Source organism: Paenibacillus sp. 7541, from assembly GCF_002276395.1.
Classification (GTDB): Bacteria; Bacillota; Bacilli; order Paenibacillales; family Paenibacillaceae; genus Paenibacillus_AQ; species Paenibacillus_AQ campinasensis.
In genome coordinates, this window is record NZ_NQLZ01000011.1 from 247148 (window position 1) to 267658 (window position 20511).

The following is a 20511-nucleotide window of genomic DNA, read 5'->3' on the forward strand; positions in this document are numbered from 1 at the left end:
AGATGATGGCAGCTTCGAAGGAAATAGGAACAGGCAGCACTGCCGGATATTATTTACAGTTGTTTTACGTCTTTATTGTGCTCGCCGTCATCATCGTTTTGATCGTATTATTGATTCGCTTTCTGAACCGGAAGAATCAGAGCTGGATGCAGGGCCGCTCCATTCGTACCCTCGGTGCAGTTGGACTCGGCCCGGGCAAATCCCTCCAGCTGATTGAGATCAGCGGCACCATCTATCTGGTCGGTGTCGGAGAAGATGTAAGCTTGCTGGACAAGATCTCCGATCCCGATGAAGTGGAGCGGATCCGGGCGGCCTTCGAGCAGGATTCCGGATTGCATGCAGGGGTGCTGCCGCCATTTGTTACTAAACTGGCGGCGAGGCTCCGCAAGGAGCAACCGCAGGAGCATCATGATGTGGAGCAGACATCCTCATTTCATGAGGTGTTTGAGTCCAAGCTGCGCAGCGTCCCGAACCGGAAGCAAAAGGTCGAAGAATTGCTGCGGGAGGATCATAAGGATTCATGAATAAAAAGATCATTTACCTTATCTCGGTTTTTATGCTGATCAGCCTGCTCTTTACTCAGGCGGCTTCGGCTAGTCCGATTCCGAATATCGACATTCAGATCGGCAATGAAGGGGAAAGTCCGGGGACAAGCGCGTTATCCTTGATTCTCTTAATCACGATACTCAGCATTGCCCCGGCCATCCTTGTATTGATGACAAGCTTCACCCGGATTGTCATTGTGCTTGGATTCGTCCGGACTTCACTGGGAACGCAGCAAACGCCGCCTAACCAGGTGCTGATCGGTCTGGCGCTGTTTCTGACCTTGTTCGTCATGGCGCCAACGCTGTCCTCGATGAACGAAGTGGCGCTTCAACCCTATGTGCGCGGGGAAATTACGCAAACCGAGGCATTGGAAAGGGCGCAGGACCCGATCAAAAGATTCATGTTCTCCCATACGAGGGAGAAGGATCTGCTGCTCTTTATAAACTATACCGGGGCGGAGAAGCCGGAGACGTACGAGGATCTGCCGCTGCATGTGCTGATTCCGGCATTTGCAATCAGCGAGCTCAAGACAGGCTTTCAGATGGGCTTTATGATCTTCATCCCGTTCCTCGTGATCGACATCGTCGTAGCGAGCGTTCTGATGGCGATGGGGATGATGATGCTGCCGCCGATCATGATATCACTGCCGTTTAAAATTTTGCTTTTTGTACTGGTGGATGGATGGTATCTTGTCGTCAAATCGATGCTGATGAGTTTTAACCCGTAAAGATTCAAGCGGCAAGTATTTCAGAACAGGAGGACTCGCCGTGAGTGCTGAATTTATTATCGGTCTGGCAGGTCAGGCTGTTTATATCGTTCTTCAAGTAAGTGCGCCGATGCTGGTTCTGGCACTGTTAGCAGGTCTGTTGATCAGTATTTTCCAAGCGACAACACAGATTCAGGAACAGACGCTGGCCTTCGTGCCGAAAATCATCGTCGTGCTTGTGGCGCTGCTGCTGTTCGGTCCTTGGATCCTAACTACGATGGTCGATTTTACGTACGGCATTTTGGACAATCTCCACAAATATATCGGATAGGCTGAGTGTCCATGGAATGGTTGCAGCAGGTAGTACCTGTATTTATGCTTATTTTTTGTCGAATTACTGCATTTTTTGTAGTTGTGCCCGTGTTTTCTACGCTTAGCGTGCCGGCCTCCTACAAGATCGGCTTGTCCTCTATTATCTCGCTGATTGTATATTTGAGTTTTGGCATCGGCGCGGTTGTGCCGCAGGATATGGGATATGTCATCCTCATTATGCAGGAAGTGCTGGTGGGGCTGCTGCTTGGATTTACGGCTTACCTGATGATGGCTGCAGTTCAGACCGCAGGTGCGCTGATCGATATCCAGATCGGCTTCAGCATGGCGAATGTGATCGACCCTTTTACAGGAGCGTCTACGCCGCTGATTGGCCATTTCAAGTACATGCTGGCGCTGTTGGTCTTCTTGAGCATGAACGGTCATCACTATCTGCTGGACGCCATCATGTACAGCTATGACTGGATCCCTGTAACAGGAGAGATTTTCAGCAAAATCCATGATGGCAGTGTGGCCGAATTTTTGATACGCACGTTTGCATACTCCTTCGTCCTGGCGCTGCAGATGGCTGCACCGCTGGTGGCCGCGCTGTTTCTGACGGACGTCGGGCTTGGCTTTCTGGCCAAAACGGCACCGCAGTTTAACGTGTTTGTGATCGGCATCGCGTTGAAAATTATCGTAGGATTAATTCTGCTTATGCTGCTGATGCCTGGATTAACCGCCCTGTTTGATTTTCTCTTCGGTAAATTGTTCGAGTCGCTAAGGCATCTGCTTGACACCTTAGGTGATCGGACATAAACGGCTTAACGTTGGAGGTGTAACGGATGGCCAGCCAGTACAGATATCAGGTGGATTTACAGCTGTTCGCCGGGGAGAAAACCGAAAAAGCAACGCCGAAAAAACGTCAGGATACCCGGAAAAAAGGACAGGTAGCCAAAAGTATGGAGCTGTCCGGATCATCGGTCCTGCTAGCCGGAATGTTCTGTTTGCTCGTTTTTGGCGGATACATGAAGGATCGGACCGTCCGGCTCTTTACAGACATTTTTATCAATCGGCTGTCCATGAACGTAACGCCTGAAAATGTGATGTCGATGTTCGGGGAGTACGGGATTCAGATTTTGCTGCTTCTTGCTCCTATTTTTGTAGCTGTTTTTGTTATTGCGCTGCTCGTCAACTATTTGCAGGTCGGGGTTCTCGTGACGGGCGAACCGCTGAAAATGAAGTTCAGCAAGCTGGACCCGATCAAAGGTTTTAAAAATATATTTTCCATGCGTTCTCTGGTGGAGTTTCTGAAGTCTATCACCAAACTCGCGATTATCGGTTTCATGGTGTACAGCACGATATGGGCGGCTCGCGGGGAGCTCTCCGCGCTGTCGAATATGAGCCCCGATACAATTTTTCATTTTACCGCTAGTGTAACTACAAACCTGGGATTGAAAATTGCGGTCGGTCTGATCGTGCTCGCTTTCCTGGATTATATGTATCAGAGATATGACTACGAAAAAAACATACGAATGTCCAAGCAAGACATTAAAGATGAATACAAGAAGATGGAAGGCGATCCGTTAATTAAAAGCAAAATCAGGGAGCGCCAGCGGAGGATGGCTCTGCAGCGGATGATGCAAGAGGTTCCGAATGCGGATGTGGTCATTACGAACCCGACGCATTTTGCCGTCGCTCTGAAATACGATGGGGCCACGATGGAAGCTCCAGAAATTATTGCCAAGGGCCAGGACTACATGGCTCTGCGAATTAAGGAAATTGCCAAGGAACATGGCATCATGACGATCGAAAACAAGCCGCTGGCACGAGCGTTGTACGGGCGGTCGGAAATTGGGGAAGCCATTCCCGGAGATCTGTTCCAGGCCGTAGCGGAAGTGCTGGCCTATGTATATAAACTTAAAGGTAAAGCGAAATAACTAGGGGACCGGAGGCCGAGTGCAGTGAAAATTAAAGATATATCTGTCCTTGCGGGTATCATTGGCATCGTGATGATGATGATTCTCCCGATCCCGATATGGCTGCTGGACGTGCTGCTCATCATCAACATCTCACTGGCGCTGATCATTTTGCTGGTAGCCATGAATACAAAAGAAGCGCTGGACTTCTCGATATTTCCATCGCTCCTGCTCATTACAACCCTGTTCCGGCTGGCACTTAACATCTCGACCACCAAGCTGATTTTATCTGAGGCTAAAGCGGGCGAGGTTGTAGCTACCTTCGGCAGCTGGATAGCCAACGGAGAAATAGCCGTCGGTTTCGTGGTCTTCCTCATTCTGGTTGTCGTGCAGTTTATCGTTATCACGAAGGGCTCCGAGCGCGTGGCTGAAGTTGCAGCGAGATTTACGCTCGATGCGATGCCAGGGAAACAGATGAGTATCGACGCTGACCTGAATGCAGGTTTGATCAACGAGCAGCAGGCGAGGGAGCGCCGGCGCAAAATCGAGCGCGAGGCCGACTTCTACGGGGCGATGGACGGTGCGAGCAAATTCGTTAAAGGGGATGCGATCGCCTCGATTGTCATCCTCCTGATCAACCTGATCGGCGGTTTTATTATCGGGATGTCCATCCACGGCATGAGCTTTGCTGAAGCGATGAGCACCTATTCCATCCTGACGATCGGGGACGGTCTGGTCAGCCAGATTCCGGCCCTTCTGATCTCGACTGCTGCGGGTCTGATCGTGACAAGAGCGGCATCGGACGGGAATCTGGCGGAGGATCTCAGCAGCCAGCTCTTATCTTACCCTAAGCTGCTCTACATCGTTGGGGGCACGGTGCTGCTGCTGGGACTGTTCACGCCGATTGGCCCGTTGACGACAGTGCCGATTGCCATCGTTCTATTCATTGCGGCACGAACGATGCAGAACTCACTGGAACGCAAGCAGGTCGAGGTGGAGCAGTTGGAGGAAGAGCAGCAGATCGAGGAGGTTCGCAGTCCGGAAAGTGTCATCAATTTGCTGCAGGTTGACCCGATCGAGTTCGAATTCGGTTACGGGCTCATTCCTCTGGCAGATGCCCAGCAGGGTGGAGATTTGCTTGATCGGATCATCATGATCCGCAGGCAGTGCGCACTTGAACTCGGCCTGGTCGTTCCGGTCATACGCATTCGCGACAACATCCAATTGAAGCCGAATGAATATGTCATCAAAATCAAAGGCAATGCGGTCGGCGGCGGCGAGCTGCTGCTGAATCATTATCTGGCGATGAGCCCCGGTTATGATGATGACTCCGTGACCGGCATCGACACGACTGAGCCGGCCTTTGGCCTTCCGGCGCTATGGATTGACGAAGCGATGAAGGAACGGGCTGATTTGGCCGGTTATACGGTTGTAGATCCGCCGTCTGTCGTTGCCACCCATCTCACCGAGCTGATCAAGCGGCATGCGCATGAGCTGCTCGGGCGGCAGGAAACGAAGACGCTTATCGACAATATCAGGGAGAGCTACCCGGTGCTTGTGGACGAACTGATCCCGTCGGTGCTGACGATTGGCGATGTTCAGAAGGTGCTGGCTAAACTGCTTCGCGAGAAAATATCGATCCGGGATATGGTGACGATTCTGGAGACACTGGCCGATTACGGGCACTATTCGAAAGACCCGGAGGTGTTGACCGAGTACGTGCGTCAGGCCTTGTCAAGGCAGATCACCCAGCAATATGCTCAGGACGGCGAGGTTATGCGGGTCATTACCGTTGGGCCTGCGCTTGAGAAGAAGATTGCCGAGAGCGTACAGCAGAGCGATCAAGGAACGTATCTGGCCATGGACCCGTCATCGACACAGACGATCTTCCAGAAGCTCGGCGAGCAGGTGAACAAAATTGTACAGATGGGACAGCAGCCGATTCTCCTGGCATCTCCTGCGATCCGAATGTATTTGCGGCAGGTGATTGAGCGCGGTATGCAGGATATCCCGGTCTTGTCCTACAGTGAACTGGAGCCTAATGTCGAAATTCAAAGCGTCGGGGTGGTGAACTTATGAGAGTGAAAAGGTATATCGTGGACACGATGCCTGAAGCGATGCAGCATATCCGCACCGATCTGGGGGCGGATGCGGTAATTCTCAGCACCAAGGATATCAAAGTCGGCGGTTTTCTCGGCATGTTTAGCCGGCGAAAGATTGAGGTCATTGCGGCGGCTGAACAAGAGGAGAAGAAGAAAACCGTTTCCTCCTCCAAGCCGAGGCCGGCGGCGTCCGCAGTCGCTGGAGGGGCTGTTCCCCAGGCTTATAAGAAGGCAGCCAGCTTAAATGCCGGACAGCAGCAGGGAGGCGCAGCCATCGCCACCGCGCCGCCGGAAGAGAGCCTTCCGAAGCGTGATGAAGAGTATGAACGGTTCGCGTCGGCTCTCCACCAAGCGGCGGCAGCCCAGCTGGAGCCGGATCCGTCCTCTGTGGAGGAGAGGCAGCGGGTAGCTGAAGAAGCGGGGCCTTCTAGGATTGGCAAGGAGAGAAAGGTTCCCGAAGCAAGGGATGACAAGCGCCCGAGCGCAGCTTCCGAGTTGAGCATCACTGAACAAAATTTGCTGGCGGAACTGCGTGAGATGAAAGAATGGATGGCCAAGTTGTCGCGGCAGAACCTGGAGGCACAACAGCTGCCCGAGCCAATGCAGCGAATCCGCGATCAGCTGCTGAAGCAGGAGGTATCCGCCAAGCTGGCGGAAAGATGGATGGATGCAGCGATCGATGCCTGGAATGCCAGCGGCAAAAATCTGGACGACCAGCAGCTGCAAGACATTATACGCCAGCAGGCGGCATCGTTCCTCGCTGACCGGTTCGGGGGAGGTGTGCGGAAGGATACGCGCATCGTGTACATTGCGGGACCTACCGGTGTCGGGAAAACGACAACGATTGCCAAAATTGCGGCCGAGCAGCTGTTCAAGTTTCATCGCAAGGTAGGATTCATCACCTCGGATACGTATCGGATATCCGCAGTGGAACAGCTGCGTACTTACGCGTCGATCCTGAATGTGCCGATGGAGGTTGTGCAGTCACCGGGGGAAATGCAGCGGGCGATGCAGCGGCTGGAGGATTGCGATCTGATACTGATGGACACCGCTGGCCGGAATTATCGCAACGAGCTGCTGGTGTCCGAGCTCCAGAGCCTGTTGTCCCACTCCGCTCAAAGCGAAACCTATCTGGTGCTCAGTCTCACCTCCAAAAGCTCGGACATGATCGAGATCACGGATCATTTCGCCAAGTATGCGCTGGACAAAGTCATTTTCACGAAAATGGATGAAACCGGAAGCTACGGATCTTTGTTTAACGTGCTGGATTCGTACGATCTCAGCCTATCCTATATGACCAATGGTCAAAACGTGCCTGACGATCTGATCATCCCGGATGGCGAACTGTTGTGCAGGCTGCTGCTGGGAGAGATGGCGTCATGACGGATCAGGCTCAGTCGCTGAGACAGCTGGTTTCCGCCCAGCGGACAGAAGAGCTGCAGGATCCATCGGCAAGAACGGCCAAGATCATTACCGTCACCAGCGGCAAGGGCGGGGTTGGCAAATCGAATTTCACATTGAATTTTGCACTTGCGCTTCAAGCTCTGGGAAAAAAAGTTCTTGTGTTTGACGCTGATATCGGCATGGCAAATATCGATGTTCTGATGGGAGTGTCCTCTCCCTACAACCTTCATCATCTGCTCCAAAGGGAGAAGCGGATGGAGGAAATTATTCAATATGGACCGCAGCAGCTGCCGTTCATTGCCGGCGGATCGGGGATGTCGAATATGTTCTCGCTGTCGGAGGAAGAGCTGCACTATTTCATGACTCAGATCGAGACGGTGTCTGACGGGATGGACTACATTATTTTTGACACCGGGGCAGGGCTGTCCAAGGAGACGATGAAATTTATCACCTCTGCGGATCAATGCATCGTAGTGACGACGCCCGAGCCGACCTCGATCACCGATGCCTATGCCTTGATCAAGGTTGTGCATGTGACGGAACCATCGGTACCGTTCAGCCTGATCATTAATCGTGCGGGAGATGACGGCGAGGCGAAGGAAGCCTCTGATAAAATCATTCTAACCGCACAGCGCTTTCTGGAGCTGGATATTAAGCTGCTGGGCAAGGTTACGGATGATCCCCATGTTGTCCAATCGGTCAAACGACAGGTTCCATTTATCGTCGCTCATCCCCGTTGTGAGGCTTCCCGCGACATTCAGCGAATCGCTCTTCGCTACATTGCCGCACCCGCTCCACAGGAGGCAGCGATTCCGAAGGGAATCAAAGGTTTCATGCACCGTTGGTTAAGGCGCTCAAAATGATTCTTATTTGGAAGGACAGGAGCTGGAGGACTTTATGACCCCTTTTCGCGTGCTTGTTGTAGATGATTCAGCATTTATGCGGAAGATTATTTCCGATCTTATCGAGCGGGATGAGCTCTTTACGGTGGTCGGAACAGCGACTAACGGTCGAGACGCTATTGAACAAATGAAAGAATTGGACCCCGACGTGATTACGCTGGACGTCGAGATGCCGGTGATGAACGGTCTGGACGCGCTGAAGATCATGATGCAGGAAGGGCCGCGCCCGGTCATTATGTTATCCGGCATTAACGAGCAGGGGATGAAGGAAACGATTCTTGCTCTGGAATCCGGAGCTTTTGATTTTATACGCAAGCCTTCGATCACCAATGCGATGGATATTGAACAGGTTCGCCAGGAACTGATGAAACAGCTGCATGTTGCCATGCAGGCGAAGGCAAGGAGAGCGCAGTGGGAGGAAGAGGAGCGTTTGCGGGCCGAGGCTGGCCGTGCGGACGCGAAGGAAGCTAAACATGCACCGCCTGCTGCTAAGACGACATTCCCATTGACCAAGCCTTCTGATCTGTCATCAGGAGGCCAATCCGGTATGAAGCAGGCGAAGCCGAAAGCGAGCAGCGCGGCAAAGCCTGAAAGGTCTGGGAAGCCTGAAAGGGCTGAGAAAAAGCTGCCGGAGCCGAAAGAGTTCAAAAAGCGGGTGCAAAAACTTCCGGCATCCCAGCCGATTGAAGTCAGAAGGACTCTTGAGAGCAGCAAGCCTGCAGTTCAAGAGCAGCGCGGCATTCCGGATGCCGGACGCCCGGACATGCAGAAGCCGGCTTCTGCTGCGGCAGCGGCTTCGGATTTCTCCAGCCTGGTTGCCATCGGCTGCTCGACAGGAGGTCCTCGGGCCTTGAAGACGTTCCTGGAGAAAATTCCCGGTGACTTTCCTGCACCGATTGTCATCGTTCAACATATGCCGCCCAAATTCACCAGATCGCTTGCCCAGCGCCTGAATTCATTCAGCAGCGTGCAGGTGGTGGAGGCAGAGCATGGCATGCCGCTTCAGGCAGGACATGCCTATATCGCCCCGGGCGGAAGCCACATCCTGGTGGAACAGCTGCCAAGCGGTCAGCTGGGAATCAAGACAACGGATGATGCGCCGCGAAGCGGACACCGTCCGTCGGTCGATGTCATGTTCGAATCGCTGATGCCGTTAACTTCCCTGAAGCGACATCTGGTCCTGATGACCGGCATGGGGAGCGACGGGGCGAAGATGATGAAAAAACTGTATGACGCTGGGGTTACTTCAACCTTTGCGGAGAGCGAGGAGACCTGTGTCGTATACGGAATGCCGCGCTCGGCCGTTGAGCTGGGATGTGTGACTCACATTCTTCCGCTGCATGAAATTGCACCAAGGCTGGTTCAAGCAGTAAATAACGGAAAGTGAACTTACGGAGGAGGTGTCTCTCAATGGACATGAATCAATACTTGACGATGTTTATTGATGAGTCAAATGATCATCTGCAATCATTAAATGAAAACATGCTTCAATTGGAAAGCAATCCGGACGACCTGGGCATTGTGCAAATTATTTTCCGGTCGGCGCACACGTTAAAAGGGATGGCAGCAACGATGGGCTTTGAAGACCTGGCCTCGCTGACCCACCAGATGGAAAACGTGCTGGATTTGGTTCGCAACGAGAAATTGAAAATGCAGGATTTTATCTTCGACACACTCTTCAAAAGCTTGGACGCACTTGAATCCATGGTGCAGGATATTATGCAGGGAGGAGAAGGCAAGGCGGATGTCAGTTCCATCGTCGCTTCCCTGCAGGCAATCGTGCGCGGGGAAGGGCCGGCAGCGGCTTCTGCACAAGCTGAAGTTGCCGCAGGGGCTTCGGGCGGATCGGCCGTTCATGCCGGCATTGAACTGGATGAGTTTCAATACTCGGTTCTGGATCAGTCGATCTCGGAGGGACACAAGGTCCTCTACATACAGGTAACGCTTCGAGAGGACTGTCAGCTGAAAGCCGTTCGCGCCTACATGGTGTTCGAGCTGTTGGAGCGGTCCGGCGAGGTTGTGAAGTCCCATCCGGCGGTTCAGGAGATCGAGCAAGGCGATTTTGAACGTATTTTCTCCTTATATTACATAACACAAAAAGACGCGCAGGATATCGAAGGACAAATCCAGGGTGTGTCCGAAATCGAGAGCGTGACGGTAACCGCGCTGGATCATGAATCGTTGCAGCAGATGGCACAGGCAAGCGCTTCTGTTGCGGAAACGGCTGCCACAGCTGCGCCGACTGCTGCACCGGCCCCAAGCAGTACGCCAAGCGCACCGGCCGCAGCCCCGTCATCCGGCAAGAGCGGCGATACGGCAGCATCTGCAGCCAAAGCGCCGGCCCGAAGCGGAGGCGCCGCTGCTAATCCGTCCCGGACGATCCGGGTGGATATCGAACGGCTGGATGTGCTGATGAATCTGTTCAGCGAGCTGCTGATCGACCGCGTCCGGCTCGAGCAGCTTGCCAGCGAGACCAACAATCAAGCCTTGACCGATACGGTCGAACATATGAGCCGGGTCAGCAGTGATCTGCAGAACATCGTACTGAAGCTGCGGATGGTGCCGGTGGACACCGTGTTCAACCGCTTCCCGAGAATGGTGCGTGATTTGGCCAAGACGCTCGACAAGAAGATCGATCTTGTCATCACGGGCGCTGATACGGAGCTTGATCGCACGGTGATCGATGAGATTGGAGATCCGCTCGTCCATCTGCTCCGGAACTCTGCCGATCATGGGGTTGAGCCGGTGGCAGATCGGATCGCTGCTGGCAAGCCGGAAACGGGAACCGTTCAGCTTCGTGCCTTCCACAGCGGCAATAACGTGTTCATTGAAATCGAAGATGACGGAAGAGGCATCATCCGGGAAAAGGTACTGGGCAATGCACTTAAGAAAGGCATTGTCACTCAGGCCGAAGCCGATGCGATGTCGGATGAAGAGGTGCATCAGCTCCTGTTCGCGCCAGGCTTCAGTACTGCAGAGAAAATATCGGACGTATCCGGCCGCGGCGTAGGACTGGATGTTGTTAAATCGAAGATCGTCTCTCTCGGAGGCAATGTCACCATCTACTCCACGCCGGGTAAAGGCACGAACTTCTCGGTTCAGCTGCCGCTTACGCTGTCGATCATCGGTGCCATGCTGATCAAGATGGGCTCGGAGAAATATGCAATCCCGCTGTCTTCCATCGTGGAAACCTCCGCGATCAAGCGCAATCAGATCAAGAATGTACACGGAAGCCGGATGATTCACTTCCGCGAGTCGCTCATACCGATTATTTCACTAAGCCAGGTGTTCGAAGTTCCTGATTTCGACGAGGAGCAAGAAGAAGAAACGGAAATTCTGATCATTCGCAAGGGAGATCGCCTTGCCGCCCTGACCGTGGACGATTTCATCGGCCAAAGCGAGATCGTGATCAAAAACCTCGGCAAATACTTGCCGGCCATTCAAGGCGTATCCGGCGCGACCATCCTTGGCGACGGACAAGTGGCTCTGATTATAGACGCGAACGCGTTTATAAAATGAGGACGTTGTAAAGTCCCGAAACATACGGCTGCCGGCAGCTAGCGGCGGACCAACAGGCAAACATTTTTAGGGGAGGTTTTCAATCATGGGAGAAGAAATCAAGGTAATTGTCTTTAGACTTGGCAGCGAGGAATATGGCATCGAGGTGGACAAGGTTCAGACGATCGAGCGGATGATGCCTATTACACGGGTTCCGAAAACCTATTCATTTGTAAAAGGTGTAATCAATCTTCGGGGTGTTGTCATTCCGGTTATCGACCTGCGCGGTCGTTTTGGACTGCCTGAGATTGAAGAAACCGATCAGACCCGAATTATCATTGTTGCTGTAAATGAGATGCAGGTAGGCTTTATCGTTGATTCGGCCAGCGACGTTATCGATATTAACTCCGACCAGATCGATTCCCCGCCAGAGGTGGTCGGCGGCATTAAAGCGAAATACCTTCAAGGTGTGGCGAAGGTAGGAGAGGAGCGCCTTCTGGTCATGTTGAACCTCTCCGAGGTTCTGAACAAGAGCGAAATCATTCAGCTTGAAGGCTTGGAAGAATAGCGGTGGAGCTCTTTAAACATGGAAAGGACGTCAAGATGGACGTCCTGAAGGAAGTAGGAAACATCGGCGCAGGTCACGCAGCGACGGCTCTGTCTCATCTCCTTAACAAGCCGATCGATATGGCTGTGCCGATGGTTCAGCTTCTCCCGTTCGAGAGAATTGCCGAATGTGTCGGCGGGGCCGAACAACTGGTGCTGGCAGTTTTTTTAAGAGTGGAGGGAGAGGCACCGGGCAATCTGTTTTTTATTATGAGCCCAGAGGCGGGAAAAAACCTGCTGCAGCGTCTTGCAGGCATTGAAGTTGAAGAAGGCGGGATGTTCTCCGAGATGGAGCAGTCTGCACTGTGTGAAATCGGCAATATTTTGGCTGGGTCATACCTGTCGTCCCTTGCAGACTTCACCAATCTTGTGATGACCCCGACGGTGCCCGGACTGGCCATGGATATGGCAGGGGCGATTCTGAGCTACGGATTGATTCAGTTTGGTGAAATGGGAGACGATGCCCTCTTAATCAATACGACGTTTCTTGAAGGACATAACGAGGTAGAAGGGCAATTCTTTCTGATCCCTGATCCAGATTCATTTACGAAAATCTTTGAAGCTCTGGGAGTGCCTTTGGAGAATGAGTGATCAGAAAACCATTGTACATGTGGGGATGGCGGATCTGAACGTCGCAGGTCCGGATGGTGTTCTAAGAACAATGGGACTCGGCTCATGCGTCGGGCTGACTTTGTATGACCCGGTGACCAAAATCGGGGGATTGGCACATGTAATGCTGCCCAGCTCGGCCATCGCCAAAGAGGGGCAGTTGAACCTGGCCAAGTATGCAGATACGGCGCTTCCGATACTGCTGAACAAGATGAGAGAGCTGGGGGCATCACCCCAGCGAATGATCGCCAAGATGGCCGGAGGCGCGCAGATGTTTGCGTTTGCCGGCGCGGGAGACAGCATGCGGATCGGTCCTCGGAATGTAGAATCATGCCGTGAAGGACTCGCCATGCTGGGTATTCCAATCGTAGCGGAGGATACGGGGGGGAATTACGGAAGAACGGTTGAACTGGATTGTACAACAGGGAAGTTTATGATACGGAGTGTACAAATGGGAATAAAGGAACTGTGACATGATGCAAAAACTTCGATTGAACCTATGGCTAGGCATTGCCGGCTTTATGTTGACATTTATGTTTTCTGCTCGGAACAATCTGTGGATCACTAGTTTGAATCGCGCGTTGCTTGCATTTGTAATATGGTTTCTGGCGGCATTTGTTCTAAGATGGGTATTCTCATTTATTATGAACCCCGACCCTGGCGGTGCACACCAGCGCAGCGCGGCGCCTGGGACGGATACGAATGAGGCCCGGGGGAACTTGTACGATGTTTCTACACCGGAGGAGGACAAAGAGCTGATGGATCTTCTCAAACCCGAATCCGGAAAGGGGCAAGAAGGATTTAAGCCGCTGGACCCTCCGAAGTTGGTTTCCACCAAAGATCCGGAGGAGTTGGCAAAGGCTGTTCGTTCCCTGACGGAAAAATAAGGAGGGTGAAGGCAATTGGACGAACGTAAAGCTTCGAATCTGAGTCATGCAGATTTATGGGCTGCATGGAAGGAAAATGGGGATCAGGAAGCGAAAAAGAAACTAATCGAATATCATCTGCACATTGTCGACTATGTTTCCAGCCGTTTGGCCGTCAGCCTTCCGAAAAATGTCTCCAAGGGGGATTTGGCCAGCAATGGCGTTATGGGTTTGATTGATGCCATCGAAAAGTTCGATTATAAACGGGGATTGCAATTTGAAACCTATGCCTCCTGGCGAGTGCGGGGCGCGATTCTGGATTCGCTTCGCCAAGGGGACTGGGTCCCGCGTTCTGTACGCGAAAAAGCAAAAAAAATAGAGACGGCATACCAGCAGCTGGAGCAGAAGTATTTGCGCAGTGTCAGCGATTCGGAGATGAGCGAGTACTTGGAAGTGTCGGAGAAGGAGTTCCGCCATATGCTGCAGGAGGTGGCTGTCATGACGCTGACTTCCCTTGAAGATCCGATCAGAGAGGAAGAGTCGGAGACGCGCATGTCGCTTCTGGTCGATGAGAAGGCCAAGAATCCGGACCATAAAGTACATGAGTTTTATTTGCGTGAAGCGCTCATCAAAGGAATCGGCAAGCTGACGCCGAAAGAGCGGACTGTCGTTTCTTTGTTATATTATGAAGATCTATCACTCAGTGAAATTGCTGAAGTGATGTCTTTATCTCCATCACGAATTTCACAGCTGCATTCCAAGGCGATTTTAAGACTTCGTGGCGCGCTTGAGAAGGATCGGGATTTGCTCATGCAAGCCGATTGAACGCGTCATTGATGAAGGGGGTTCCTGGATGTCTGCAGGGCATGATTTGGATCATTATTTAAGCGTTACGGTCTCTGATGACAAGCTGACTGCTTATGTGCAGTTCAAAAATTGGGAAGAGAGCTTCACCTGCTCTGTACAGGCATTGGAGCAATTTTTGGCCAGTCATCAGATTCGGTATGGGCTTCAGCCTGAGGCGCTGCGCTTGATCGCCACCGATGGGGAGCAATTTCAGTACACCAAAGTAGCTGTAGCCATTGGGAAGGAGCCGGAGAACGGCGAGCATGGCAGGATCGATTACAGGGTGGATCTGGGAGAGGGAGAACATCTCAAACCGCGCGAAAGCGAAGACGGCAAGGTGGACTATAAAGATGTGATCCGCTTGAACAACGTCAAGAAAGGACAGCTTCTGGCAACCCGAATTCCGCCGACCAGCGGAACACCCGGCACGGCCGTCACCGGCGAGGAGATTCCGTGCAAGCCTGGCAAAGAGGCGCATTTCCGAGTGGGCAAGAACGTGGTTGTCAACGGGGAGAACAGCGCGATGTACGCAGGGCTGGACGGGTTGGTGACCAAAACGAGCAACGGCAAAATCAATGTGTTTCCTGTGTATGAAATTAACGGTGACGTAGATTACAGCATCGGAAATATTGACTTTGTTGGTACGGTCGTCATTCGCGGGAACGTATTAACCGGTTTTCGGATCAAGGCAGCAGGCGATATACGCGTCACGGGTTTTGTGGAGGGCGCTGAGCTTGAAGCGGACGGTTCCATCGACATTTCGGGCGGAATCATCGGCTACAATAAAGGCTTCGTTAAAGCGGGGCGGGATGTGAAGAGCTCTTTCATTCAGGATGGGAACGTGATCGCGGGCGCTAATGTATTGGTATCCCAGAGCATTATGCACTCGAATATTCGCGCAGCCGAGAACATCGAATGTGTCGGGACGAAAGGGCTGGTTGTGGGCGGTGTCCTGCAGGCCGGCGAGAAAGTCATTGCGCGCACGATCGGGAACAGCATGTCTACGGCTACCGTCATCGAGGTTGGGGTACTGCCTGATCTTCGAAATGAGCTTACCGAGCTGAGAAGCCAGCTTAAGCAGATCACGGAAAACATGGACAAAACGGATAAAGCGCTTTATTTATTGAATCAGATGGCCTCGACCGGGCAGCTTCCGCCGGACAAGCTTGCGATGCGCATCAAGCTGAATGCGACTCGCAAAAGCGCGCTCACCGAGCAGGAGAGCATCAAGGATCGGATGCTTGAGATTGAAAAGATGCTTGAGGATACGAGCAAGGCCAGAGTGAATGTGATCAAGACGATCTACAGCGGCTCTAAAATTGTTATCGGACGTTATACCCGATTTATTAAGGATCCGACGCAACGTGTTTCGTTTTATTATAATGAAGGTGATATTACAATGGTACCTTTGATATAATGCTGTTAAGCAATCGTGCCATGTGTTCAGGCATATGCTGATGCAACTTATTCCAAGGATACGAGGTGATTCCCTGTGAGCTTGAAATCAGTTGAAATGCAAATTGCAGTACCGCGTACCCATGAAGCGGGTAAAATGCACAATGAATTGCAGCAGCGTCCCTACAACGACCAGAGCCTGCTTGCCGGAGAGCAGATCAAAAACAGTCGCATCCAGTCTCAGCGCAGTACAGAAGTGTCAGAATCCGCTGAAGCGGCGATAAGAGATGACGGAAACCGGCAGTCCAGCGAGCAGCAGGAGCGGCACGCTTCTGATTCCAGCGAGCAGCAGGAGAAGCCGGCGGAGCATCCTTATAAAGGGAGAAATTTTGACGTCACGCTATAAACTAATTTATCGGCATAAAGGAGTTAATTGTTTTGTACCCTTGGATATATATTGTGCTTCTTGGTGTCGCAGCGCTGCTCTATGCCTGGTTACTTCCCAAGCGGCAGGATGGCTCCGGAGCGGAGCAGGGCATCGTGAAGGAAGTGGAGAGCACGCTCGAGACGTATATGCTGGAGATTCAGAATGAGAATGAGCAGCTTGTCGAACTGGTCGGCCAGATGAAGGAAGATCATAAGGTCAAACTGCTGAGTCAACAGGAACAGATCAAGGAGCTTCGGGCGAGCATGATCGATATGGAGAGGCGTTTATCCGAGTCGGAGGCGCGCCTCCAGACCGCAGAAGCAGCGGTTTCTGCTGCGGCAGCAAACTACAGGGCTTTAGAAGAAGAGCGGGAGGCAGTCGAAGGTCCCGAAGTGTTGGCAGAAGAGACAAGCCCGCCTCCCGTTCCTTCCATTAAACAAAGGTATGCGGAATTGTTTGATTTATATGATCAGGGCAAGTCGATTGACAGCATTGCAAAATCCTTGGGACTTCAGCGCGGAGAGGTTCAAGTGATTATCCAGCTGGCGAAACAGGAGGAGTCCGCATGATCAGAAACCGTACATTTATGATGGGTCTGGGCATCGGACTTGTTCTTGGCGCCATACTGCTGCAGCTGATGATCATCGGGGAAGGAAAGCAGACGCAGGAAGATGCGGCTGCCAATTTGACGAGAGAACAGCTGATCGCTGCTGCCGAAGCGATGAATTTGCAGGTCGTGGAGCGCTCCGAGGACGAAGAAGGAGCCGGGGAAGAAGCGGACGCTGCATTCGGCACGTCGGAGGAAGAGGGTCAGGGAGAGGCCGAAGCTGAAGCTCCTGTCAATCCGCCTGCTCCGGAAGAGCCGGAGGCACCACAGCATCCGGAACAGCCAGATGAAGCGCAGAGCGCCTCGACCCAGGCTGGCGGTGAGGTATCGCCGCCATCTGAGCCGAAGCCGCCTGCTGAAGAGCCGATCAAACTGGTGGTGGTTCGAGGCAGCATGCTTGCGGATGTGGCAGAGGATTTGCTCCAGGCGGGAATTATTGAGGATAAGCAAGCGTTTATTGCAAGAGCTTCCTCGCGTAACATCAACAGGAGGGTGCAGACAGGAACCTACTCCTTCAAGGCAGGAGAAGATTTCGACACCATCATTAGTGAACTGACAAAACCGTCCAACTAGGCTGTAAGCCGGCGTGGATGGTTTTTCCTGTTGCATTCGGCTGATTGTCCCTATTTCGATGTGCGGCCTCGCTACAAAAGACATTGCAAGCTGTCTCCGAGTATGATATAGTAATTGACGGTGTTAAAACACACGCTGGAGTGATTTCGTTAAGGGTGCTTCCTTCATGGGGAGTCTTGACGAAAAATGACCTTGGCGGAGGGACACACAAAAACCAAATTTAGGAGGTGTGTGAAGATGGCAGTTATTTCCATGAAACAGCTTCTTGAAGCTGGCGTTCACTTCGGTCACCAGACTCGTCGCTGGAACCCGAAAATGGATAAATATATCTTCACTGAAAGAAACGGTATTTACATCATTGACCTGCAAAAAACGGTCAAAAAAGTAGAAGAGGCTTTTAACTTCGTTAAGAGCATCGCTGCCGAGAACGGAACAATTCTGTTTGTCGGTACTAAAAAACAAGCTCAAGATTCCGTTAAGGAAGAAGCAGAGCGTTGCGGTATGTTCTACATCAACCAGCGCTGGCTCGGCGGAACGCTGACCAACTTCGAAACGATCCAGAAGCGGATCAACCGTCTGAAAGAACTGGAAAGATGGGAAGAAGACGGTACGTTCCAAGTGCTGCCTAAGAAAGAAGTTATCCTTCTTCGCAAGGAGAAAGATCGTCTTGAGAAATTCCTGGGCGGTATCAAGAACATGAAGGGTCTTCCAAGCGCCCTGTTTGTTATCGATCCTCGTAAAGAGCGCATCGCTGTAGCGGAAGCTCGCAAACTGGGTATCCCAATCGTTGGTATCGTGGACACGAACTGTGATCCGGACGAAATCGACTATGTAATTCCAGGTAACGATGATGCGATTCGCGCAGTTAAATTGTTGACTGGTAAAATGGCGGATGCCGTTGTGGAAGCTCACCAAGGTGAAGAAACTACAGCTTAATCCTCAAAGTGAAATGTATAAACTTTGAATTAAATGAAAAGGGTGGTTGGTAGGTGGATAACCTCTCGCCGCCCTTTTTTTAAGGCTGCAAAGCAAGACCTTTTCTAATCTAACTATTTGGAGGGAATTCTAATGGCAGTAACGGCTAGTGCGGTAAAAGAACTCCGCGAAAGAACAGGCGCGGGCATGCTGGATTGCAAAAAAGCGCTCGACGAAACAAACGGTGATATCGATAAAGCGATCGCGCTTCTTCGTGAAAAAGGATTGGCTGCAGCTGCAAACAAAGCGGGACGTGTGGCAACTGAGGGCGTTGTAGAATCCTATATTCACGGCGGCGGACGCATCGGCGTTCTCGTTGAAATCAACTGTGAAACAGACTTCGTAGGCAAGACGGATCAATTCAAAGAGTTTGCACGTGATATCGCGATGCATATCGCTGCAGCGAACCCTAAATTTGTTCGTCGTGAAGAAGTTCCTACTGAAGAGCTTGAGAAAGAAAAGGAAATTTTGCGCAATCAAGCTCTAAACGAAGGCAAACCGGAAAAAATCGTAGAAAAAATGGTCGAAGGCCGCATCAACAAGTACTACGAAGAGCATTGCCTGCTTGAGCAAGCATTCGTTAAAGATCCAGACAAAACGATCAACACACTGCTGAACGAAAAAATCAGCACGATCGGAGAAAACATCTCTATCCGTCGCTTTGTTCGCTATGAACTGGGTGAAGGCCTGGAGAAAAAACAAGACAACTTCGTAGAAGAAGTTATGGCTCAAGTGAATAAATAAGCCTGATTGGCTAATACGTTATTGAAAAAGAGTGGAACACACCGGTGTTCCTTCTTTTTTAAAAATGAACATAAGTAAACATGCCTTTAGCAGCACGAATGCGTCTGCATGTCGTTTTTCAAACGGGCGCTGTAATAAACCGGCGCCTCTTAAAGTGGAGGGTTATCATTTGGAACAGCCTGTATTTAAACGTGTGATATTGAAGGTCAGCGGGGAATCCCTGGCAGGACAGAATGGTTACGGAATTGATGCTGACACAATCGGATCGATTGCGCAGCAAGTTCGGGATGTTGTCGAGCTTGGTGTCGAGGTTGCGATTGTGTGCGGCGGCGGAAACATCTGGCGCGGCATCGCCGGCAGTGCCAACGGAATCGATCGGGCAACCGCCGATTACATGGGAATGCTTGCCACAGTGATGAACTCCCTTGCTTTGCAGGATGCCCTGGAGCAGATCGGAGTTCCTACGCGTGTGCAGACCTCCATTTCCATGCAGCAAATCGCCGAGCCGTATATTCGCCGCAGAGCCATTCGTCATCTGGAAAAGGGCCGTGTCGTCATTTTTGCCGCAGGAACGGGCAACCCGTACTTCTCCACCGATACGACCGCAGCACTTCGCGCAGCGGAAATCGAAGCAGAAGTTATTCTCATGGCGAAGAACAAGGTGGATGGAGTGTACTCCGCGGATCCATTTAAGGATGAAACTGCCGAGAAATACGAGCAGCTTACTTACCTCGATGTGTTGAACAAGAACCTGGGTGTTATGGACTCAACAGCTTCATCGTTATGTATGGACAACAACATTCCGCTGATCGTATTCGCCATTACGGAGCAAGGCAATATCAAACGCGTCGTTCTGGGTGAGAAAATAGGAACGATTGTTAAAGGGAGTGTAGACTAATGCCTCAATCGGTCAAGAAAAATGCTGAGGAACGTATGGAAAAAGCAATCCAAGCTTTAAAACGTGATCTGGCTACCCTGCGTGCCGGACGAGCGAACACGGCGCTGCTCGACCGAATCCAGGTGGATTACTACGGGGCTCCGACTCCGGTTAATCAGCTTGCCAATATCAGCATTCCGGACAGCCGTACACTCATGATTCAGCCGTGGGATAAATCCTCTTTGGCTGATATCGAGAAAGCGATCATGAAGTCAGATATCGGTCTGACGCCGGCCAATGACGGCAATCAGATTCGTCTGTCGATTCCGCCACTGACGGAGGAACGCAGAACCGAGCTTGTCAAAATGACAAAGAAATTCGGCGAGGAAGCGAAAGTGGCCATCCGCAACATTCGCCGCGATGCCAATGATGACATCAAAAAAATGGAGAAAACGGATATTTCCGAGGACGAGTCCCGGAGACATCAGGAAGATATCCAGAAGACGACGGATAAGTTTATCGCGGAAGTCGACAAAGTCCTCGTTGCTAAAGAAAAAGAGATTATGGAAGTATAAGAGACTTGCGGCCCCTCCGGTTATG

General features: G+C 51.8%; 23 protein-coding genes. All 23 read left to right on the forward strand.

Annotated features, from left to right (window positions below; genetic code table 11):
• Positions 1-2: 2 nt before the first annotated feature.
• Positions 3-524: a flagellar biosynthetic protein FliO gene (locus CHH75_RS07180; protein WP_095397840.1), complete on the forward strand. Its 522-nt coding sequence runs from the start codon at positions 3-5 to the stop codon at positions 522-524.
• Positions 521-1273, forward strand: coding sequence for a flagellar type III secretion system pore protein FliP (gene fliP, locus CHH75_RS07185; protein WP_095397841.1), 753 nt, complete (start codon positions 521-523; stop codon positions 1271-1273). The genes CHH75_RS07180 and fliP overlap by 4 nt, the downstream gene beginning before the upstream one ends.
• Before the next feature lie 40 nt (positions 1274-1313).
• Positions 1314-1583 carry a flagellar biosynthesis protein FliQ gene (gene fliQ / locus CHH75_RS07190; protein ID WP_095265729.1) on the forward strand — a complete coding sequence of 90 codons (270 nt, stop codon included), beginning with the start codon at positions 1314-1316 and terminating at the stop codon, positions 1581-1583.
• Between the two features lie 11 nt (positions 1584-1594).
• The gene (gene fliR, locus CHH75_RS07195; RefSeq protein ID WP_095397842.1) at positions 1595-2380 is read left to right on the forward strand and encodes a flagellar biosynthetic protein FliR; all 786 of its coding nucleotides are present in this window, start codon (positions 1595-1597) and stop codon (positions 2378-2380) included.
• Between the two features lie 26 nt (positions 2381-2406).
• Entirely contained in the window at positions 2407-3501 is a 1095-nt protein-coding gene (gene flhB, locus CHH75_RS07200; protein WP_095265727.1) for a flagellar biosynthesis protein FlhB, read from the forward strand.
• A 24-nt stretch (positions 3502-3525) separates the two neighbouring features.
• Positions 3526-5559 carry a flagellar biosynthesis protein FlhA gene (gene flhA, locus CHH75_RS07205; RefSeq protein ID WP_095265726.1) on the forward strand — a complete coding sequence of 678 codons (2034 nt, stop codon included), beginning with the start codon at positions 3526-3528 and terminating at the stop codon, positions 5557-5559.
• A complete protein-coding gene (flhF, locus tag CHH75_RS07210) occupies positions 5556-6965 on the forward strand; it encodes a flagellar biosynthesis GTPase FlhF (protein WP_095265725.1) in 1410 nt (469 codons plus the stop codon). The genes flhA and flhF overlap by 4 nt, the downstream gene beginning before the upstream one ends.
• Positions 6962-7849, forward strand: coding sequence for a MinD/ParA family protein (locus tag CHH75_RS07215; protein WP_095265724.1), 888 nt, complete (start codon positions 6962-6964; stop codon positions 7847-7849). Before flhF ends, CHH75_RS07215 begins: the two co-directional genes overlap by 4 nt.
• Positions 7850-7883: 34 nt before the next feature.
• Positions 7884-9275: a protein-glutamate methylesterase/protein-glutamine glutaminase gene (locus tag CHH75_RS07220; protein ID WP_095397843.1), complete on the forward strand. Its 1392-nt coding sequence runs from the start codon at positions 7884-7886 to the stop codon at positions 9273-9275.
• A gap of 23 nt (positions 9276-9298) precedes the next feature.
• A complete protein-coding gene (locus CHH75_RS07225; RefSeq protein WP_095265722.1) occupies positions 9299-11407 on the forward strand; it encodes a chemotaxis protein CheA in 2109 nt (702 codons plus the stop codon).
• Positions 11408-11492: 85 nt separating this feature from the next.
• Entirely contained in the window at positions 11493-11954 is a 462-nt protein-coding gene (locus CHH75_RS07230; RefSeq protein ID WP_095265721.1) for a chemotaxis protein CheW, read from the forward strand.
• A 35-nt stretch (positions 11955-11989) separates the two neighbouring features.
• Positions 11990-12583 (forward strand): chemotaxis protein CheC, encoded by a 594-nt coding sequence (locus CHH75_RS07235; protein ID WP_155618140.1) that lies wholly within the window; start codon positions 11990-11992, stop codon positions 12581-12583.
• Positions 12576-13073, forward strand: coding sequence for a chemotaxis protein CheD (locus CHH75_RS07240; protein ID WP_095397844.1), 498 nt, complete (start codon positions 12576-12578; stop codon positions 13071-13073). Before CHH75_RS07235 ends, CHH75_RS07240 begins: the two co-directional genes overlap by 8 nt.
• Position 13074: 1 nt before the next feature.
• Entirely contained in the window at positions 13075-13488 is a 414-nt protein-coding gene (locus tag CHH75_RS07245) for a hypothetical protein (protein ID WP_095265718.1), read from the forward strand.
• A 15-nt stretch (positions 13489-13503) separates the two neighbouring features.
• A complete protein-coding gene (locus tag CHH75_RS07250) occupies positions 13504-14292 on the forward strand; it encodes a FliA/WhiG family RNA polymerase sigma factor (RefSeq protein WP_095265717.1) in 789 nt (262 codons plus the stop codon).
• A gap of 28 nt (positions 14293-14320) precedes the next feature.
• A complete protein-coding gene (locus tag CHH75_RS07255; protein ID WP_095265716.1) occupies positions 14321-15730 on the forward strand; it encodes a flagellar assembly protein A in 1410 nt (469 codons plus the stop codon).
• Positions 15731-15805: 75 nt separating this feature from the next.
• Entirely contained in the window at positions 15806-16114 is a 309-nt protein-coding gene (locus CHH75_RS07260) for a hypothetical protein (RefSeq protein WP_095265715.1), read from the forward strand.
• A gap of 32 nt (positions 16115-16146) precedes the next feature.
• Positions 16147-16704, forward strand: coding sequence for a DUF6115 domain-containing protein (locus tag CHH75_RS07265; RefSeq protein ID WP_095397845.1), 558 nt, complete (start codon positions 16147-16149; stop codon positions 16702-16704).
• Positions 16701-17315: an endolytic transglycosylase MltG gene (locus CHH75_RS07270; protein ID WP_095397846.1), complete on the forward strand. Its 615-nt coding sequence runs from the start codon at positions 16701-16703 to the stop codon at positions 17313-17315. Before CHH75_RS07265 ends, CHH75_RS07270 begins: the two co-directional genes overlap by 4 nt.
• A 237-nt stretch (positions 17316-17552) precedes the next feature.
• On the forward strand, positions 17553-18251 hold the full coding sequence (gene rpsB, locus CHH75_RS07275) for a 30S ribosomal protein S2 (protein WP_095265712.1): 699 nt from the start codon (positions 17553-17555) through the stop codon (positions 18249-18251).
• 132 nt (positions 18252-18383) lie between these two features.
• Positions 18384-19034 carry a translation elongation factor Ts gene (gene tsf, locus CHH75_RS07280; RefSeq protein ID WP_095265711.1) on the forward strand — a complete coding sequence of 217 codons (651 nt, stop codon included), beginning with the start codon at positions 18384-18386 and terminating at the stop codon, positions 19032-19034.
• Positions 19035-19203: 169 nt separating this feature from the next.
• Positions 19204-19932, forward strand: coding sequence for a UMP kinase (pyrH, locus tag CHH75_RS07285; protein WP_095265710.1), 729 nt, complete (start codon positions 19204-19206; stop codon positions 19930-19932).
• On the forward strand, positions 19932-20486 hold the full coding sequence (gene frr, locus CHH75_RS07290; protein WP_095265709.1) for a ribosome recycling factor: 555 nt from the start codon (positions 19932-19934) through the stop codon (positions 20484-20486). Before pyrH ends, frr begins: the two co-directional genes overlap by 1 nt.
• Positions 20487-20511 lie beyond the last annotated feature (25 nt).

Coding starts and splice junctions, on each gene's coding strand:
- CHH75_RS07215 (WP_095265724.1), top strand. CDS start 6,962: ATGACGGATCAGGCTCAGTCGCTGAGACAGCTGGTTTCCGCCCAGCGG.
- CHH75_RS07180 (WP_095397840.1), top strand. CDS start 3: ATGATGGCAGCTTCGAAGGAAATAGGAACAGGCAGCACTGCCGGATAT.
- rpsB (WP_095265712.1), top strand. CDS start 17,553: ATGGCAGTTATTTCCATGAAACAGCTTCTTGAAGCTGGCGTTCACTTC.
- frr (WP_095265709.1), top strand. CDS start 19,932: ATGCCTCAATCGGTCAAGAAAAATGCTGAGGAACGTATGGAAAAAGCA.
- CHH75_RS07255 (WP_095265716.1), top strand. CDS start 14,321: ATGTCTGCAGGGCATGATTTGGATCATTATTTAAGCGTTACGGTCTCT.
- CHH75_RS07225 (WP_095265722.1), top strand. CDS start 9,299: ATGGACATGAATCAATACTTGACGATGTTTATTGATGAGTCAAATGAT.
- CHH75_RS07240 (WP_095397844.1), top strand. CDS start 12,576: ATGAGTGATCAGAAAACCATTGTACATGTGGGGATGGCGGATCTGAAC.
- tsf (WP_095265711.1), top strand. CDS start 18,384: ATGGCAGTAACGGCTAGTGCGGTAAAAGAACTCCGCGAAAGAACAGGC.
- CHH75_RS07245 (WP_095265718.1), top strand. CDS start 13,075: ATGATGCAAAAACTTCGATTGAACCTATGGCTAGGCATTGCCGGCTTT.
- fliR (WP_095397842.1), top strand. CDS start 1,595: ATGGAATGGTTGCAGCAGGTAGTACCTGTATTTATGCTTATTTTTTGT.
- CHH75_RS07230 (WP_095265721.1), top strand. CDS start 11,493: ATGGGAGAAGAAATCAAGGTAATTGTCTTTAGACTTGGCAGCGAGGAA.
- flhF (WP_095265725.1), top strand. CDS start 5,556: ATGAGAGTGAAAAGGTATATCGTGGACACGATGCCTGAAGCGATGCAG.
- CHH75_RS07235 (WP_155618140.1), top strand. CDS start 11,990: ATGGACGTCCTGAAGGAAGTAGGAAACATCGGCGCAGGTCACGCAGCG.
- fliP (WP_095397841.1), top strand. CDS start 521: ATGAATAAAAAGATCATTTACCTTATCTCGGTTTTTATGCTGATCAGC.
- CHH75_RS07220 (WP_095397843.1), top strand. CDS start 7,884: ATGACCCCTTTTCGCGTGCTTGTTGTAGATGATTCAGCATTTATGCGG.
- CHH75_RS07270 (WP_095397846.1), top strand. CDS start 16,701: ATGATCAGAAACCGTACATTTATGATGGGTCTGGGCATCGGACTTGTT.
- flhB (WP_095265727.1), top strand. CDS start 2,407: ATGGCCAGCCAGTACAGATATCAGGTGGATTTACAGCTGTTCGCCGGG.